Below are 15,956 nucleotides of genomic sequence, written 5' to 3' on the forward strand. Positions count from 1 at the left end.
GGCTGGTTGGCCGTACCTGGCTCCAGCGGTCATTGTATAATATTAAGCAATCCTGCATTTCCATGGAGGCTGAATGCCATTTCCGAATTCACCCCGCTCAGAGACATTGAAATCTCTCTCTGAAGCGGTATACATCCCCTTCTGGACGGATGATTCAGACCGCCCCGAACCTTCACAAGCGCTAACCGGCGGGCACACTGCTGACCTGGTGGTCATAGGTGCCGGGTTCACCGGCTTGTGGACTGCCCTTCTGGCAAAGCAAGCTGATGCCTCACGAGAAGTAGTTTTGATCGAAGCTGAAGAAACAGGCAGCGGAGCAAGTGGCCGCAATGGTGGATTTGTTGCTGCTTCGCTTACGCATGGTTTTGAGAATGGGCTGCAGCGATGGCCGCAGGAGCTGGCAACGCTGACAGCGATGGGCCATGAGAATTTGGAAGCAATTGAAGCCACCGTCCGGCAGTATGGCATCGATTGCGACTTTCTCCGCTCTGGCGAGCTGTTGGTCGCCACCGAGCCATACCAGGTTGAAGAATTATGTCATCAACCCGAAGAAGCAGCACCTTATGGTGAAAAATTAATCTGGTACGACGGCCAGCAAACCCGAGCAATGATCAATTCGCCTCTCTACCTTGGAGGGTTATTCAATCCAAGCGGGGTCGCCATGGCCAACCCTGCCCGCCTGGCATGGGGTTTGCGTAGAGCCTGCCTGGAATGTGGGGTTGCGCTTTTTGAACATACCCCTGCACTAACTTTGGATGAGGATGGCGATCGGGTAAGGGTGCGAACGCCTTATGGGCACATCTTGGGATCTCAGGTTGCCCTTGCCACAAATGCATTTCCACCCCTGCTCGGTTGGCTCTCACGTTATATCGTGCCGGTGTATGATTACGTACTCGTTAGCGAACCGCTTTCGGCGGAGCAACGGCAATCGATCGGTTGGGAAGGCCGCCAGGGAGTCAGCGATTCGAGTAATCAGTTCCATTACTACCGCACCACCGCGGATGGACGGATCCTATGGGGAGGCTATGACGCGGTATATTACCGTAACAATGGTGTCGGCAAGCACCTGGAAGTTAATTATGAGGTCTTTGGTCGTCTGGCAGAGCACTTCTTTACCACCTTCCCCTCATTGGAAGGATTACGCTTCACGCATGCCTGCGGTGGTGCCATTGATACTTGCTCACGCTTTAGCCAGTTTTGGGGTACGGCACACCACGGGCACACCGCGTATGTGTTGGGTTTCACCGGGTTGGGGGTTGGGTCATCTCGCTTTGGCGCCCTGGTGATGCTAGACCTGCTCGCAGGCAGGTCAAATGACCGCACCAGGCTAGAAATGGTGCGTTCGAAACCGGTCCCGTTTCCTGGCGAACCATTCAGGTCCATCGTGATCAACCTGACACGCAAGTCTCTGGATCAAGCAGACCACCATGAAGGCCAGCGAAATTTGTGGCTGAAGCTGTTGGATAGCCTGGGCCTCGGTTTTGATTCTTGAATTAAATCACACTTCAGGGTTAAGTATCCTGCCAGGCAGAGGCTTCATCTAGGATTTTCTTAGCATCCTCACTCAATCTGAAGCCAACCGCGCCAAGATTATCTTCCAGCTGTTCCAGGCTGCGTGGGCCAATTATCGGGCTGGTAATTACTGGGTTGCTGAGGAGCCAGGCTAATGCTAATTGGCTGATCGATTTGCCATTTTCTCTGGCAACTTTCTCTGTTGCTTCGTGAATCGCCCAGCCCTTGTCAGTAAAGTATCTCTGTTTTACACCTTCGAGGCGAACGGTATCCGGATCAGGCTGGTTGAGACGGTATTTCTCCGTCAGAAATCCTGAGGCCAGGGGTGAATAAGGAATTACTCCCAGCCCGTATGCGCGACACACGGCCATTAAGTCACTCTCGAATTCCACTCGATGAACCAGGTTGTAACGTGGCTGTAGCGAATCATATCTGGCTGTGTGAAAATAGCGGCTTGTCCACAGGGCTTCCGTAAGGCGCCAGGCAGGGTAATTTGAGCAACCCATATAGCGTACCTTACCCTGGTGGACCAGGTCATCGAATGCACCCAGGGTTTCTTCAATGGGGACATTCCCATCGTAAGAATGGGCCTGGTACAGGTCGATATAATCAACTCCCAGACGTTTGAGCGACCCTTCAACGGCGTGCATGATATTTTTTCGTGACAGGCCTTCATCGTTTGGAGCACTACTCATTTTTCCACGCACCTTGGTGGCAATGACTAGCTGATCGCGCGGGATGCTCGCCTGCTTCATCCATTTTCCGATGATCGATTCAGCCACACCTCCGGGATTTCCTTCCACCCAGCGGGAATAGACATTGGCGGTATCGATGAAATTAATCCCCGCCTCGAACGCTGCACTTAGGATTTTTATTGAGAGGGGTTCATCCGCAGTCCAGCCGAATTGCATGGTGCCGAGGCACAGCTCTGATACTTTAAGACCCGTTCTTCCCAGTGATCGATATTCCATGAATTTCCTCCTATCCACTGATCAATATACCCGGTGATTACCCTATTTTAATAGTCCTTTTTGGTAAGCAAGCAGCACACCCAGCTGAAGGGAGCCATCGATGAAATCTCCATTCAGGATGCCCAGCAAGACATCGTCTACTGGCATGTGGATAATTTCTAATATCTCACCAGGCTCCAGACGCTGGCTGGTTTGCTCCAGCTGAGAGGCAAAGAACAGGTTAGTGGCTGCCTTGAGCACGCCTGGGAATTGGTTGTAATATCCCAACTTTTCGAGTTTGTGAGGGTAATATCCGGTTTCTTCTTCAAATTCCCGTCTGGCTCCATCGATAGGAATTTCACCCGGCTCAAGGTGACCTGCTGGTAGGTCATAGATCACCTTCCCCACCGGATGACGGTATTGGCGGGTTAGGATGATACAACCTTCGGCAGTGAGAGAGACAGTTGCAACTGCTTCAACTGGGCTGGTAACATAGAAATATGGGTGTTCTTGACCGTCATACTCCAATGTATCCAACTTTATTGTTGCATAAGGGTTATCGAATAGTGTTTGGGAATGGATTATCTTGATGTCCATATTCACCTCTACCAATCATATTACTTCTGAATTCCGGCCGAGGTCGTCACTTACTGGTCATTTCGTTCAGAGCCCATGGGAGAAATACTCCAATGGGCTCTGTTCGCATGCTTTAATTGGTACCTTGACTATGCCTTGACCGCCTGGAGGGCTTTTTGGATCTGTTCAAGGTGGCTTTGCATGTGATATGGGTTTTGTGCTACTTCGTAGACAAGTTTCCAGAACCGACCTTTGTGGACAAGAAAATCAGCGGGGACGCTTGCCAGAAATATAACCGTTTCAGCCTGAACTGCCTTGAGCTGGGTGATCAGACTTGCTTTTGTTGGGTAAATGCTCAGAGTAGCATCGATACGAGACTGGAGGTTGCCAGAATACTCATCATAAGCGCCTTCGGTTCCACTGATGATCTCACTAGCCCGATTTTGCCAACCGACCTCGCTCTGGATTAGATGGGCAAGGATATCATTAACACTCCATTCTTTTGGATTGGGCTGGTGAGCGCACTGTGCTTCGCTGACGCCATTAATGGCCGTTTCAATTTCAACCATGGATTGGCGATATTGCTTCTCAACTTCCTTTGATAACTCCTGATAGGATGCGGGAATAGTCGGAATTGGTCGTCCGGAAAGGGTCATATTTGCGGTGAGTTTATCAGCACCGCGGTAGAAGGTGACTTCCACAACATCACCGGCATGCTTCGTCCCAAGGATGGTGCCAAGTGTGGTACCAGCAATGAGCTCATGCCCATCGACGGCGATAATTACATCATCCTTTTGCAAGCCGACTTTGGCTGCTCCCATCCCTTCCACAACGCCATCGAGCCGTGAGCCGAAATCGACCGGGCATCCTAGCTTTTTTGCAATTGATGCATCGAAATCGCCTAGATAGATACCCAGCATGGGCCGGCGGGTAATTCGCAGGTCTGGACCTGCCTCAGTGACCGAAGCCAGGTTTTCCAAGGCACTCTGCCACTCCTTCTGATAAACCTTGGTAATTGACTCCCATTTTTGTCCCTTTCCCATACCGCGATGGGCGAGCTTTACCAGCGTGCCACCTCTGACTCCCTTCAGCGTTACATCTACACGTGTTTTGTGTGGCTCGCCTTTGCCAAACCAGGTGAAGGAGATGGATTTATCCGCTTTTAGTTCGAGATATTCCCCGCTGGTATAGTACTCTCCTGACCAGCACATATATAAATGACCACCCGGTTGGGCTGTTGCGGTGGCAACATCACACATCCAATCACGCAAGGCAGTTGAGCTGGTGAAATAATGGTAGATTTCAGCAGGTGGGGCTTTAATAGATTTTTCAAGTTTTACAGTTGACATGAACTCCTCCGTTTTCCTTATCCGTAATTTTACCTTATCGCTGGGCGTGGCCAGATGGAGAATATTCTCCACCTTTGCAGTGCTGTTCAGCGATCAGTAGGCTAATAAGCCAGCAATAGCCTCCTTAATTCGGGTGACATTGGGGATGACGGCATTCATCATATTGATGTTGTATGGGACTGGGATATCAGGTGCGGTGATACGCCGCACGGGTGCATCCAGAAAGGTAAAGGCTTGCTCGTTGATCGTAGCAATGATTTCTGCGGCGAAACCATTTGTCAGCGTGTCTTCGTGCACGACCAGTGCCTTCCCAGTGCGCTGCACATCCTCCAGAACACTGCCCACATCCCATGGAAGGATGGTTCGCAGGTCCAATAGGGAGATCCGCCCAGTGAAATCACGGGCAGCATCCTGGCAGATGTGCACCATTGCTCCCCATGAGATGATTGTCAGCTCATCCCCCTGCAGGAGATGGGTTGCAACCCCAAATGGTAGGCAGAAATTATCTCCAGGGTAAGGGCGGCGAGCCTCTGCACTGTCCAGCAGTGCCCGGTGCTCGAAGAAAAACGTCGGGTCATCCCCGCGCAATGCGGTGCGCAGCAAACCCACAGCATCTTCCGCATTGGATGGATAAGCAATCCGCCAGCCGATAAAATGAGCATAGACAGCCTCTCCTGAGACGCTATGCCACGGGTCCCCGGTCTTTTTTGCATAACCGACCGGCATGCGTACCACGACGGGTGCGGCAAAATGGTTTTGTGTTCGCCAGCGAAGTGTGCCCAGGTCGCTGAGCTGCTCATGGGCTGGGTCCGCGTACTTACGGAATTGGATCTCAGGCACCGGCAAGAGACCTGCAGCAGCCATCCCGGTCGAACGTCCGATGATACCGTCTTCATTCAAAGAAGTATCGAAAACCCTATCCACACCAAAGCGGGTCTGCATGCCCTGGGTTGCTCCATGCACGCCACCTTTAACCCCCACATCCTCGCCAAACACCAGGATGCGAGGGTTGCTAGACATCTCGGCTTCTAGGGTACGGCGGACAGCGTCCAGCAGGTTGATGCGAGCTCCTTGTGGCTCGGGGTCAGGTGAGCCGATTGAAAGCATGGCATTCATCGGGCGTAGCCCTCCCTGCAAGGGGCTTTCACCTTCATAATATACATGTTTCAGGGCAGTAGCAGGGTCGGGTTCCGGGGTGCTTTCCGCTTCTCGTAGTGCTTCCTGGAGCTCTTCATCCACCTGGTTTTCTAATGCCTGCCAGCCCGCATCATCTAATATTTCATTATTCAGCAGGTAGGATTGCAATTTGGGTAAGGGATCGCGTGAGGCCTCCTCCATGAGCTGCTCAGCTGATTTATATGCCTGGGTATCCACAAATGTGTGGCCAAGCAGGCGTGGCACGCGCACTCGCAGCAGGCATGGACCTCCCTCGACCCTGACGAACTGCACAGCTTCCTGGATTGCCTGCCAGGTGATGGCTGGATCAGTGCCATCGGCATCGATGGACTTCAGGTTTTCATAAACCGCCAGGTTGGCGGCAATATCGCCTCCAGGTGTCTGGCACAAGGAAGGCACGGAAAGACCGTATTCGTTGTCCTCAATAAAAAACAAATACGGGTACCACATGGTGGTAACGATATTCAGGGCAGCCCAAAAACCATTCGCAGCTACGGATCCTTCACCGCCGATGGCAACCGCCATTGCCCCATTCCAATCTGACTCTTCGAGCACCTGTGTATGGTACCGGATGGATTGCGCCCAGCCTGCAGCTGGCGAGTATTGTGCGCCAACATTCCCGGAAGTGGGTAATACGGTCAGCTTGCCCAATCCCGGCAGGTTGAACATCACGCCCGTGTCGCGCCCACCCGAAGGACCTGCAGCCCGAGCCATGCCTGCTGCCAGGGCCTCTGCTGCGGACATCCCTCTCGCCAGCATAAACGGCCTGGAACGGTAGTAAACGGTAGCCCCATCATGGGGGTGGTCGAGAGCCTGAGCCAGGAGTACCTGTGCCAGCTCGTGCCCCATAGCGGAGAACTGGTATTTTATCTTACCTTGCGGTGTGAGCTGTTGAATTTCCAGGCTATCCATCTTCCTGGACAGTAATACTTTATGTGCAACTTCAAGCCAGTTTGGTGATAGTGTTTGCATGCTTACCCCTTTTTGCTAGAAATGAACCCCCATCTGGAATACTCTAGACTAACCCGATGGGTGGCAGTGCTACTTCTGTAGCATCACGTTGATTGACCGCGTGAATTGCCGTCCGGCTACGATACCATAACCACCCGGTCTGAATCAATGTGCTGATCACAAACGACGCCAGGCCGATGTACAGACCGGCCACCTGGCCCCAGGTGACGCCCAAGGCCAAGGTGGCGAAATTCACTACAAGGAAGATAATCACGGCTTCGGTGATACCCCTGGTCTTATGGCTATGCAGGATTGAGCCCTGATACCACGATTGGAGAACCGCCAGGGCAGGCATTGGCAAGGTAAGCCAGATACCGGTTTGAGCCAGGGTTGCCAGATTATCGGGCAGGGCTGAAACGATCTTGAACCAGAAGCTAGAAAGTGGCGTCGCGATGATCAGTAGCCAGGCAATCGACGTCGCCAGGATCAGATTTACAGCAAAGGACCATAATTTACGGGCAGATTGGCTTTCATCCAACAATGCCACGACAACCTCGTTGAAAGAGATCCCAAAACTGCGGAAGATGAAAATCAGCCCGCTGACCACTGACCAGGCAGCTAACGATTCAAGTGGCTGGGGCATGCGGCTAAGGGCAGCTGCACCGATTGGCTGAACGAGCAACGATAAAAGTGAGGTCATGACCAAGGGGATATAGAAGGCAAAGAAAGTCCGTCTGGTCAGGATAGGCTGGACAGCTGGTGCAGGTTTCAGCTCCGTATCAAGCACCGGACGGACGATGATTCCTGAGTAAACAGCTTCACTGAGAACGCCTGCAGCCACAGCCGCGGTTGCCACCACTACACCAGGGATCGAATGGATGGAATATCCGATCGCCAGCACCAGGATATCGGCTGCCAGCCGGATCAGCGTCCCAGTGCTGACCGACTTGGAGTGTCCAAAACGGATCAATACACCCTGATTAAACCGTCGGTAAGCGATCGACCAGGTCCAAGGAAGCATGATCATCAAGCCGATGCGGGCAGGTTCAACAATCACCTGGGGCACGTCCATCAGCTGCTCAACGATGAAATAGTATAACGGAGTGAAGGCAATCAAGATATGCAGGACAGTCAGGCTTACGCCTGCCACCATCATGAAACGGCGGATTTTTATATACGAAGTCCAATCCTTGCTCAAGGCTGTAGAAGCTGCCAGCAGCATGATGATGGGTGATTCAATGATCAACGCCAGGGGTGTGATCACGCCACCATATGCAGCCAGGTTGATCTCAGGATAGGGCAAGCGGGCAATCACCGCACTGATCAATGGCAGCTCAATTGCCATCAGCAGCCAGCTGGCAGCTAACGGCCACCAGGTATGAAATATGCGTTGCTTAGAAAGCTGAGTTGATTGCGTCAAGCCAGTCGTCGCCCAGTCTGAGGATCAGGTGTGGGTAGTATAGCATTGGACAGTGATTACCAGTTAAGCATTTGATAAATAGGCAAATATCCGGCTACATTGGAGTAGAATTGGGATTTGCGATTGACTACTGCGTTTGCGAAGGAACGAGAGCGGGAAATTACAGGTATGCAACCAGAATCCATGATCATCCAAAAATCCTATTGGGTCATCCAAGGCCGTTTCAGAGCAGGAGAATACCCGGGATCTGTAGAAAATGATGAAGCGAGAGCCAAATTACGCTGGCTATTGGACCAAGAAATTTATGATTTCGTTGACCTGACCCAGCCGGGTGAGGATGGCTTGATCGCGTATGAAAGTTTATTGAGGAATGAAGCAAAAAAAGAAAATAAGACCGTCCGGTATACGCGATTACCCATGGCGGATTTCTCAACTCCTTCGCAGGAACAAGTGAAGAATGTATTAGGTAAAATTGAGCGTGCTCTGCAGGCTGGGGGAAACATCTACTTGCATTGTTACGGGGGCAAGGGACGTACCGGGACGGTGGTGGGCTGCTACCTGGCGGAGCATGGATATCCAGGGGAAAGTGCATTGCGCAAGATCGAAGAATTACGGCGTGGCGTACCTGATCATGAAAAACTTTCTCCTGAGACAGATGGGCAAAGAAAGATGGTAATCGAATGGAACAAGGGGTAAAGATAACAAATGTTGAGCTAGATCCGGGGAGGCAGGTGCGGGCCAAGGAATATGCCCGCCTCAACCGGCGTTTGATGGTCGTCGACATGGTGATAACGGCGATCTACTTTCTCGCCTGGCTGGTCCTTGGCTGGTCAGGGGCTTTAAAAGATTGGTTGATGCAGTACACATCCAACGAGTGGCTGCTAGTGTTCTTGTTTGTGCTAAGTATTGGTGGCATCCTGTTCCTAATCAACCTGCCGCTCTCATATTACCAGGGTTTCATCCTGCCCCATCGCTATGAGCTCTCTACACAAACAGTGCGCGGGTGGGTGATTGATCAAGTCAAGGGGATCCTTGTTGGAGGCGTCCTTGGGCTGATCGTATTGGAGATCATCTATGCAGTCCTGCGAGCCTACCCGACTTATTGGTGGCTGATCGCAGCCGCAATACTGCTTATTTTCAATGTCATCCTGGCTAACCTGGCACCAACGCTCTTGATGCCCCTGTTCAACAAATTTACTCCACTGGGCGAGGAACACGCTGAGCTGGCCGAGCGGCTGGTACAGCTGGCAAAACGATCGGGAACTTACGTTCGTGGGGTTTTCTCCTTCGATATGAGCAGGCGGACGAAAGAAGCCAACGCTGGTCTGACTGGGCTGGGGAATTCCCGGCGGATCATCATTGGTGATACCCTGCTGAAAGAGTTCAGTAGCGATGAGATTGAGACGATTATGGCACACGAGCTTGGCCACCAGGTGAACAAGGACATTCCCTTGAGTATCATTTTTGGGAGCATAACGACCCTGGTAGGTTTATACCTGGCTTCCCTGGCGTTGAATTGGGGTGTGAGTGCATTTGGTTTTTCAAGTTCAGGCGATATCGCCGCTTTTCCACTTTTCGTACTCGTGCTGGGTGTATTCGGGCTGGTAAGCATGCCTCTGGAGAACGGATTCTCACGCTGGCGGGAGAGCAAGGCTGACCAATATGCCCTGGCATTAACCCTCAACGGAAGTGCCTTTGCTTCCGCCTTACGCAGGCTGGCGAACCAGAACCTGGCTGATGCAGACCCTGAACCCTGGGTGGAGTGGTTGCTCTATTCGCACCCCGCAATCGGGAAAAGGATCGCCATGGCAGAGCAAGATGCACATCATAAGGGGAGTTGATAAACAAAAGAGACGCCGCGTGGCGTCTCTTTTTGTCGGAGTTTAGCTAGATTATTCGTAAGGTACGACAATCCAGAGGATCAGGTAAAGTAAGAAACCGGGGATACCCCCAGGGATCAGGGCAATTAGAAATGCCAGCCTGAACCAAAATGCACTGATCCCGAAGAAATCAGCCAGGCCACCACAAACCCCGGCAAAAATCCGATTTTTCCGTGAACGCCGTAGAATTTTCTTATCATTTATAGACATAGCCACCTCCATTAATAACCGTCAAGGAACGAATTCTCTACTTGTATTAACGCAGCATGACATAAAAAGTCGCGCTCATGATCTACCACTGGTTCCAATGGACGATTTCGCTTAACTCGCGCCGGCCACCTTTTTGAGGTGGGCGTACCATGGATTCGGCATCTTGCGGATAGCCAAACGAGAGAGCGAAGCGCAGGTGGAGGTCCGCAGGGAATCCAAGGATCTGGCGTGCTTTATCCCCGTCATAGATTGAAGCAATACACGAGCCGATCCCTAATTCCCAGGCTGACAGCTGCATGTATGCCGCAGCCTGCCCAATATCGAACAATAGCTGGAACTTCTCACCAGGGTCGGGATGGACAATCGCAACAGCCAAGGCAGCTCCAGCCAGGTGACTCGCATACATGCCACACTCAGATATGGCTTGAAGGGTTACTCGGTCGGTGATGGCGATAAAATGCCAGGGTTGTGAGTTTTTCGACGATTGGGCGCGCCTGCCCGCGTTGAGGATTGTCCGGGTAGCTTCTTCAGGTAGCGGTTGACCATTGAAATGACGGATGGCTCTTTTCAAGCGAATAGCTTCAGTAACATTCATGGTTTACCTCGTTTAAGAAATATTTATTCAAACAATAATTGTATTCCATCTTTGGGCAGCATGATCGAACATCCTAGCATAGTTTTGCTGATGATCAGGGATATGACAGGCATATGACATTTGATACTTTAGTTTATGACAACGCATTTGCTAAACTGATACCGTATTCGGAATTATATAATACCGATTCGGAACGATTATGCCACCTAGAAAATCACACCTCGACGAGCTTGATTACCAGATCATTCGACACTTGCATGCGAATGCACGCATTTCGGCGACAGAAATTGCCCGCCGAACCGGCTCAAATGAGCGGACGATCCGGAAACGCATCGATCACCTGGTTGAAGATGGGGTATTCCGTCTGACTGCCATAATCGAGCCTCAATACTTCGGCTATATCAATACAGCCGATATCTTTCTTGAAGCGGATCCCAACCATGAAAAGGAGATCCTGGAAGGCCTGCTGCTCCTCCCTGAAATTACTTATATTGCCTTCGGACAAGGCTCCAAGGATATCTCGATCGAAGCCCGTTTCAAGGATAATGATGAGCTTTTCACATTCCTGCACCATACCCTGCCTGAGTTACCCGGCGTTAAAGTGACCGGGTATGCCCTGGTGCCGCGCATCCTGCGTAATATCGATGAATGGTTCCCTCCCCGGGATGATTTTGGAATAACTGAATAACAAAATATTGGGAGAATGGTATGCTTTTGAAGCACTTCATTGACACACAAGATTTTTCAAAGGATGAATTACTTGACATCATCCAGCTCACCCGCCTGATTAAAACAGCCGATAAGCAAGGCTGCACCCCCAAACTGCTGGCTGATGCCTCGCTGGGAATGATCTTCGAAGAACCCTCGACCCGCACCCGGGTATCATTCGAAGTCGCCATGACCGAGCTGGGTGGGCATGCCCTATATCTGAAGCCGGGTGAGATTCACCTGGGCATACGCGAATCACTATATGACACAGCCCAGGTGCTTTCACGCATGTGTGATGTGATCATGGCTCGCACGCTTCAGCATGACACGGTGGTCAATCTGGCAAAACATGCCACGGTACCGGTCATCAATGGGCTGACCGATTATAACCACCCCACCCAGGTGGTCTGTGATACGCTGACCATGATCGAGCATATGCCGGATGGGAAGAAGCTTGAGGATCTGAACGTCACCTTTATCGGAGATGCAACCAATGTGCTCAGCTCGCTTATGCTGATCTGCACCAGGCTGGGCATGCATTTTACCCAGGCAGCCCCTGTGAAATACCAGGCTCCGGCGAAGTGGGTGGAGTGGGCACAAGAGAACTGCAAGGTATCTTCTGGTTCGGTCAGGTTGACAGATGACCCGGTTGAAGCGGTTAGTCAAGCGGATTTTATCTATACTGACCTGTGGTGGTGGGTCGGACAGGAAGAGCAGATCCCGGAACGAAGGGCTGCCTTTATGCCGAATTACCAGGTTAACCTGCAGCTCTTTGAAAAAGCGCCTGCACATTGCAAGTTCATGCACTGCCTGCCTGCATCGCGTGGCGTGGAAGCAACAGATGAGGTGATGGATCACCCCAGATCGATTATTTTCGACCAGTCGGAAAACCGCCTGCACACCGAGAAAGGCTTGCTGGTTTACTTTGTTTACCCAAGGTTACAACATCCCTCTGAAGCACTAAAGGCCTACCATAAAGGACAAGTTGAAGCCCACCTGCGAGCGGGTAAATAGGCATGCCACAACATTTTCTTGAGCTGGATGACTTCTCGAAGGATGAGCTCCTGCACATGCTGGAGCTTATCAACTTTCTTAAGCAGGCTGATCGCAAGGGGGTGAGCCCCCGCCTGCTGCGTGGCATGAGCTTGGGAATGCTCTTCGAATCCGCCTCGCTGCGTACCAGGCTATCCTTCGAAACTGCCATGATGGAGCTGGGCGGACATGCCGTCTATCTCAAGCCTGGAGAGATCCATCTTGGGGCGCGTGAATCGATTTACGACACCGTCCAGGTCCTTTCCCGCATGTGCGATGGCATTATGGCTCGCACTGACGCACTTGAGACCATGCAGGAGATCGCCCGTTGTTCAATGGTACCGGTAATCAATGGCATGACCGTCTACAGCCACCCAACGCAGGGATTGTGCGATGTATTCACCATGACCGAGTGTCTCCCTCAGGGTAAACCATTGGAAGAAATGAAGGTGGCCTTCATCAGCGATGCATCACCTGTGGGTTGCATCTGCACTTCGCTCAGGCAGATCCTGCCAGTGCTGGGATCACATCTGGTGGTGGCAGCCCCTGAAGCATACCAGGTGGAAGCCCAGGAAGCTGAGAAAACCCGCATTGCCTGCCTGAGTAGCGGGGCGAGCTTTACCATGACTGAGAATCCCATAGAAGCGGTCAGAGATGCCGACTTCATCGTCACCGATGTGTGGTGGTACCACGGTTATGATGATGAAAAAGAAGCCCGTTTAAAAATCTTCATGCCGAGATACCAGATCAACAAAGAGCTGCTTAAGCACGCACCAGCCCACTGCAAGGTTTTACACTGCATGCCTGCCAATCGCGATTACGAGATCACCAGTGAGGTGATGGATTCAGAATCTTCCATCATATTCGATGAAGCAGAAAACAGGTTCCACACCCAAAAGGCCTTACTGTTATGGTTCCTGTATCCCAACCGGTACGCTCCCAGCCCCGAATACCAAAAGTATATTGAAGGAGAGACTGAATCTTTCCTGCAAAAAAATATTCATTACTAAGGAGAATGAGATGACCGCAGAGATTTTGCCTGTACAGGCACCTAAGAAACCGCAATACAAGAAGGTGTTAGGCGCATTAGATACTTTCCTGTTCACGATCTGTGCACTGCTGTTCGTGGATACTGTCGCCCCAATGGCCTCCATGGGTCCGACTGCCATTACCTGGTTTGTGATCCTGGTGATCCTGTTTTTCATCCCTTATGGCTTGATTGTCGCCGAGCTCGGCTCTACCTACCCTGAGCAGGGCGGCATCTATGCCTGGGTGAAACGTGCCTTCGGCAACAAATGGGGAGCCCGCACCTCCTGGCTCTACTGGGTCAATATGGCCCTCTGGGTACCTTCCTCCTATATCTTTCTAGCGGGATTATTTTCACAACTATTTTTCCCCGGCATGTCCTTGGTCTGGATCATCGTGCTGGGTTTGGTCTTCACCTGGTTAATGGTCTTGCTAGGCATTATCAACCTGGGCGAGAGCAAGTGGGTGGTGAACGTCGCCTCGGTACTAAAGATCGTGCTCATCCTGGGAATCATCCTGGCTGGGATCATCTATGTGCTCAATGGCAGTGCCCCACAAAATGATGTCTCGCTTGGTGGCATCACTCCAGTGTGGGGCGATGCGCTGTTCTTCCTACCAGCCATCATCTATAGCCTGCTTGGCTTTGAGATGATGTCGGGTGCCAGTGAGGAAATGAAGAATCCCAAACGTGACGTACCACGGGCGATCATCACCGCTGCCCTGTTCATTGGCGTGGTTTACACCCTGGCGATTCGCTCGATGCTGGTGGTAATCCCCGTTGACAGCCTCGGCCTGATTACCGGCATGATGGATACCTTCTGGGCAGTTTTTGGCACCAGCGGTATTGGTGGAGTGATCGCCTTCATCTTCGGCTTGTTTGCCTTGTATGCCATTTTCGCCCAGACCGTATCATGGGCGATAGGTACCGTACGAACCTCCGCTCAGGCTGGTCAGGACGGTGAGTTACCGGCTTTCTTCGGAAAACTACGCTCCAGCAACCAGGCACCGATTGGCTCCTTACTACTGACGGGTATAGTCGCCTCGGTAGTCCTGATCATTTACGGTTTTCTGGCTACCAATGCTGAGGACCTGTTCTGGACATTATTTGCCTTTAGCTCGATCTTGTTCTTCATCCCTTACGCCATCCTTTTCCCAGCTTTTCTCGCGCTGCGGGTGAAGGATAAGGCTCAAGAACGAGCATATAAAGTACCTGGTGGTACAGTGGTTGGGTTTATCCTTGCCATCATCTGTGAGATCATCATTATCGGAGGAATAATCTTCTTCATTTATGTACCGGGTGAGCCAATCGACTGGGCGTATGCAGGGCCGGTGTTGATCGGGATCGTCGTCACGCTCATCATCGGTGAAATACTGCTCCTGGTACAGGGTAGGAAGAATAAGGTGGCATGATGGCGCAGGTATTCAGCTCGACACCCCAGGCAGATGGCTTCCGAATGCCGGCGGAGTTCTCTCCCCATGCCGGTACCTGGATGTTGTGGCCTCAACGCCCCGATAACTGGCGTATGGGTGGCAAGCCTGCCCAAAAAGCCTTCGTGGCGGTTGCCAGCGCTATCGCTCAATTTGAACCCCTCACGATGGGTGTCAACCATGACCAGTTCAGCAATGCTCGCCAAATGCTCCCTGCGAATATCCGTGTGGTCGAGATCTCCAACAACGATGCGTGGATGCGCGACTGTGGCCCGACCTTCCTGATTGATGAGAAGGGCGGGATACGCGGCATCGATTGGGTGTTCAATGCCTGGGGTGGGTTGTTCAATGGACTCTACTTCCCCTGGGACCTCGATGAGGGTGTGGCACCCAAGGTGTTTGAGATCGAGCAGGTTGATTACTACCGGGCTCCCATCGTGCTTGAAGGCGGTTCGATCCATGTGGATGGGCAGGGCACCTGCATGACCACCGCAGAGTGCCTACTCAGCCCGGGACGTAACCCTGACCTGGCCCAGGAGCAGATCGAAAGCCACCTTAAGGAATATCTCAATGTTGAGAAAGTATTGTGGATTCCCCGCGGTGTCTTCCACGATGAGACAACTGGTCATGTGGATAATATCGCCTGTTTCCTGCAACCAGGGGAGATCGCCCTGACCTGGACGGATGATAAATCGGACCCGCAGTATGAGCGTTCCGCAGAAGCTTACGATTACCTGATGTCCAATAGGGATGCGCGAGGCCGCAGGTTTGAGGTGCATAAACTACATCAACCTGACCCGATCTTCATCACCCCTGAAGAAGCGGATGGTGTGGATGCGGTAGATGGCTCCCTACCTCGCGAAGCAGGCGACCGCATGGCTGCCTCCTATGTCAATTTTTATTTTTGCAATGGTGCCGCGATCGTCCCGACCTTCGGTGATCGGCATGACAAGGCGGCATTGGATGCCCTGCAGACATGGATGCCTGAGCGGAAGATTGTGGGCATCCCGGCGCGTGAGATCTTACTCGGCGGGGGGAACATCCATTGCATTACCCAGCAGCAACCGCAGAGATAAAGGAATTTACTGTCAAACAAAAGCTATGATCGAGATAAGAAAGACCAGGTTTATCAGGCCTGGTCTT

General features: G+C 51.9%; 15 protein-coding genes. 8 read left to right on the forward strand and 7 right to left on the reverse strand.

The genetic code is table 11. The features are described from left to right. Nucleotides 1–73: 73 nt before the first annotated feature. Nucleotides 74–1,492 (forward strand): FAD-dependent oxidoreductase, encoded by a 1,419-nt coding sequence (locus C3F13_09695; protein PWB53236.1) that lies wholly within the window; start codon nucleotides 74–76, stop codon nucleotides 1,490–1,492. 19 nt (nucleotides 1,493–1,511) lie between these two features. On the opposite strand, the gene C3F13_09700 is transcribed toward C3F13_09695, so the two are convergent. The 5 genes from C3F13_09700 to C3F13_09720 form a co-directional block, all read right to left on the reverse strand. Further along, on the reverse strand, nucleotides 1,512–2,483 hold the full coding sequence (locus tag C3F13_09700; protein ID PWB53237.1) for an aldo/keto reductase: 972 nt from the start codon (nucleotides 2,481–2,483) through the stop codon (nucleotides 1,512–1,514). Between the two features lie 42 nt (nucleotides 2,484–2,525). After that, entirely contained in the window at nucleotides 2,526–3,059 is a 534-nt protein-coding gene (locus tag C3F13_09705; protein ID PWB53238.1) for a hypothetical protein, read from the reverse strand. 128 nt (nucleotides 3,060–3,187) lie between these two features. Then, on the reverse strand, nucleotides 3,188–4,387 hold the full coding sequence (locus C3F13_09710; protein ID PWB53239.1) for a hypothetical protein: 1,200 nt from the start codon (nucleotides 4,385–4,387) through the stop codon (nucleotides 3,188–3,190). Nucleotides 4,388–4,480: 93 nt separating this feature from the next. Further along, complete coding sequence (locus C3F13_09715; protein ID PWB53240.1) at nucleotides 4,481–6,535, reverse strand: pyruvate dehydrogenase; 2,055 nt, start codon at nucleotides 6,533–6,535, stop codon at nucleotides 4,481–4,483. 43 nt (nucleotides 6,536–6,578) lie between these two features. Next, the gene (locus C3F13_09720) at nucleotides 6,579–7,934 is read right to left on the reverse strand and encodes a hypothetical protein (protein ID PWB53241.1); all 1,356 of its coding nucleotides are present in this window, start codon (nucleotides 7,932–7,934) and stop codon (nucleotides 6,579–6,581) included. 168 nt (nucleotides 7,935–8,102) lie between these two features. On the opposite strand from C3F13_09720, the gene C3F13_09725 reads away from it, so the two are divergent. Further along, nucleotides 8,103–8,630: a serine/threonine protein phosphatase gene (locus C3F13_09725; protein ID PWB53242.1), complete on the forward strand. Its 528-nt coding sequence runs from the start codon at nucleotides 8,103–8,105 to the stop codon at nucleotides 8,628–8,630. Further along, nucleotides 8,615–9,775: a peptidase gene (locus C3F13_09730; protein ID PWB53243.1), complete on the forward strand. Its 1,161-nt coding sequence runs from the start codon at nucleotides 8,615–8,617 to the stop codon at nucleotides 9,773–9,775. Before C3F13_09725 ends, C3F13_09730 begins: the two co-directional genes overlap by 16 nt. Nucleotides 9,776–9,826: 51 nt before the next feature. On the opposite strand, the gene C3F13_09735 is transcribed toward C3F13_09730, so the two are convergent. Together C3F13_09735 and C3F13_09740 are read right to left on the reverse strand one after the other, a co-directional pair. After that, on the reverse strand, nucleotides 9,827–10,024 hold the full coding sequence (locus tag C3F13_09735) for a hypothetical protein (GenBank protein PWB53244.1): 198 nt from the start codon (nucleotides 10,022–10,024) through the stop codon (nucleotides 9,827–9,829). A gap of 82 nt (nucleotides 10,025–10,106) precedes the next feature. Continuing rightward, the gene (locus tag C3F13_09740) at nucleotides 10,107–10,619 is read right to left on the reverse strand and encodes a nitroreductase (protein PWB53245.1); all 513 of its coding nucleotides are present in this window, start codon (nucleotides 10,617–10,619) and stop codon (nucleotides 10,107–10,109) included. 199 nt (nucleotides 10,620–10,818) lie between these two features. On the opposite strand from C3F13_09740, the gene C3F13_09745 reads away from it, so the two are divergent. Genes C3F13_09745 through aguA form a run of 5 tightly spaced genes read left to right on the forward strand, consistent with a single transcriptional unit; the run spans nucleotide 10,819 to nucleotide 15,889 of the window. Next, a complete protein-coding gene (locus tag C3F13_09745) occupies nucleotides 10,819–11,307 on the forward strand; it encodes an Lrp/AsnC family transcriptional regulator (GenBank protein ID PWB53246.1) in 489 nt (162 codons plus the stop codon). Nucleotides 11,308–11,327: 20 nt separating this feature from the next. Next, nucleotides 11,328–12,341 (forward strand): putrescine carbamoyltransferase, encoded by a 1,014-nt coding sequence (locus C3F13_09750; protein ID PWB53247.1) that lies wholly within the window; start codon nucleotides 11,328–11,330, stop codon nucleotides 12,339–12,341. Nucleotides 12,342–12,343: 2 nt separating this feature from the next. Beyond that, a complete protein-coding gene (argF, locus tag C3F13_09755; protein ID PWB53248.1) occupies nucleotides 12,344–13,369 on the forward strand; it encodes an ornithine carbamoyltransferase in 1,026 nt (341 codons plus the stop codon). After that, complete coding sequence (locus C3F13_09760) at nucleotides 13,227–14,795, forward strand: amino acid permease (GenBank protein ID PWB53249.1); 1,569 nt, start codon at nucleotides 13,227–13,229, stop codon at nucleotides 14,793–14,795. The genes argF and C3F13_09760 overlap by 143 nt, the downstream gene beginning before the upstream one ends. Beyond that, complete coding sequence (gene aguA, locus C3F13_09765) at nucleotides 14,795–15,889, forward strand: agmatine deiminase (GenBank protein PWB53250.1); 1,095 nt, start codon at nucleotides 14,795–14,797, stop codon at nucleotides 15,887–15,889. Before C3F13_09760 ends, aguA begins: the two co-directional genes overlap by 1 nt. Nucleotides 15,890–15,956 lie beyond the last annotated feature (67 nt).

It is taken from the genome of Anaerolineales bacterium (genome assembly GCA_003105035.1).
In the GTDB taxonomy this organism is placed as follows: domain Bacteria; phylum Chloroflexota; class Anaerolineae; order Anaerolineales; family UBA4823; genus FEB-25.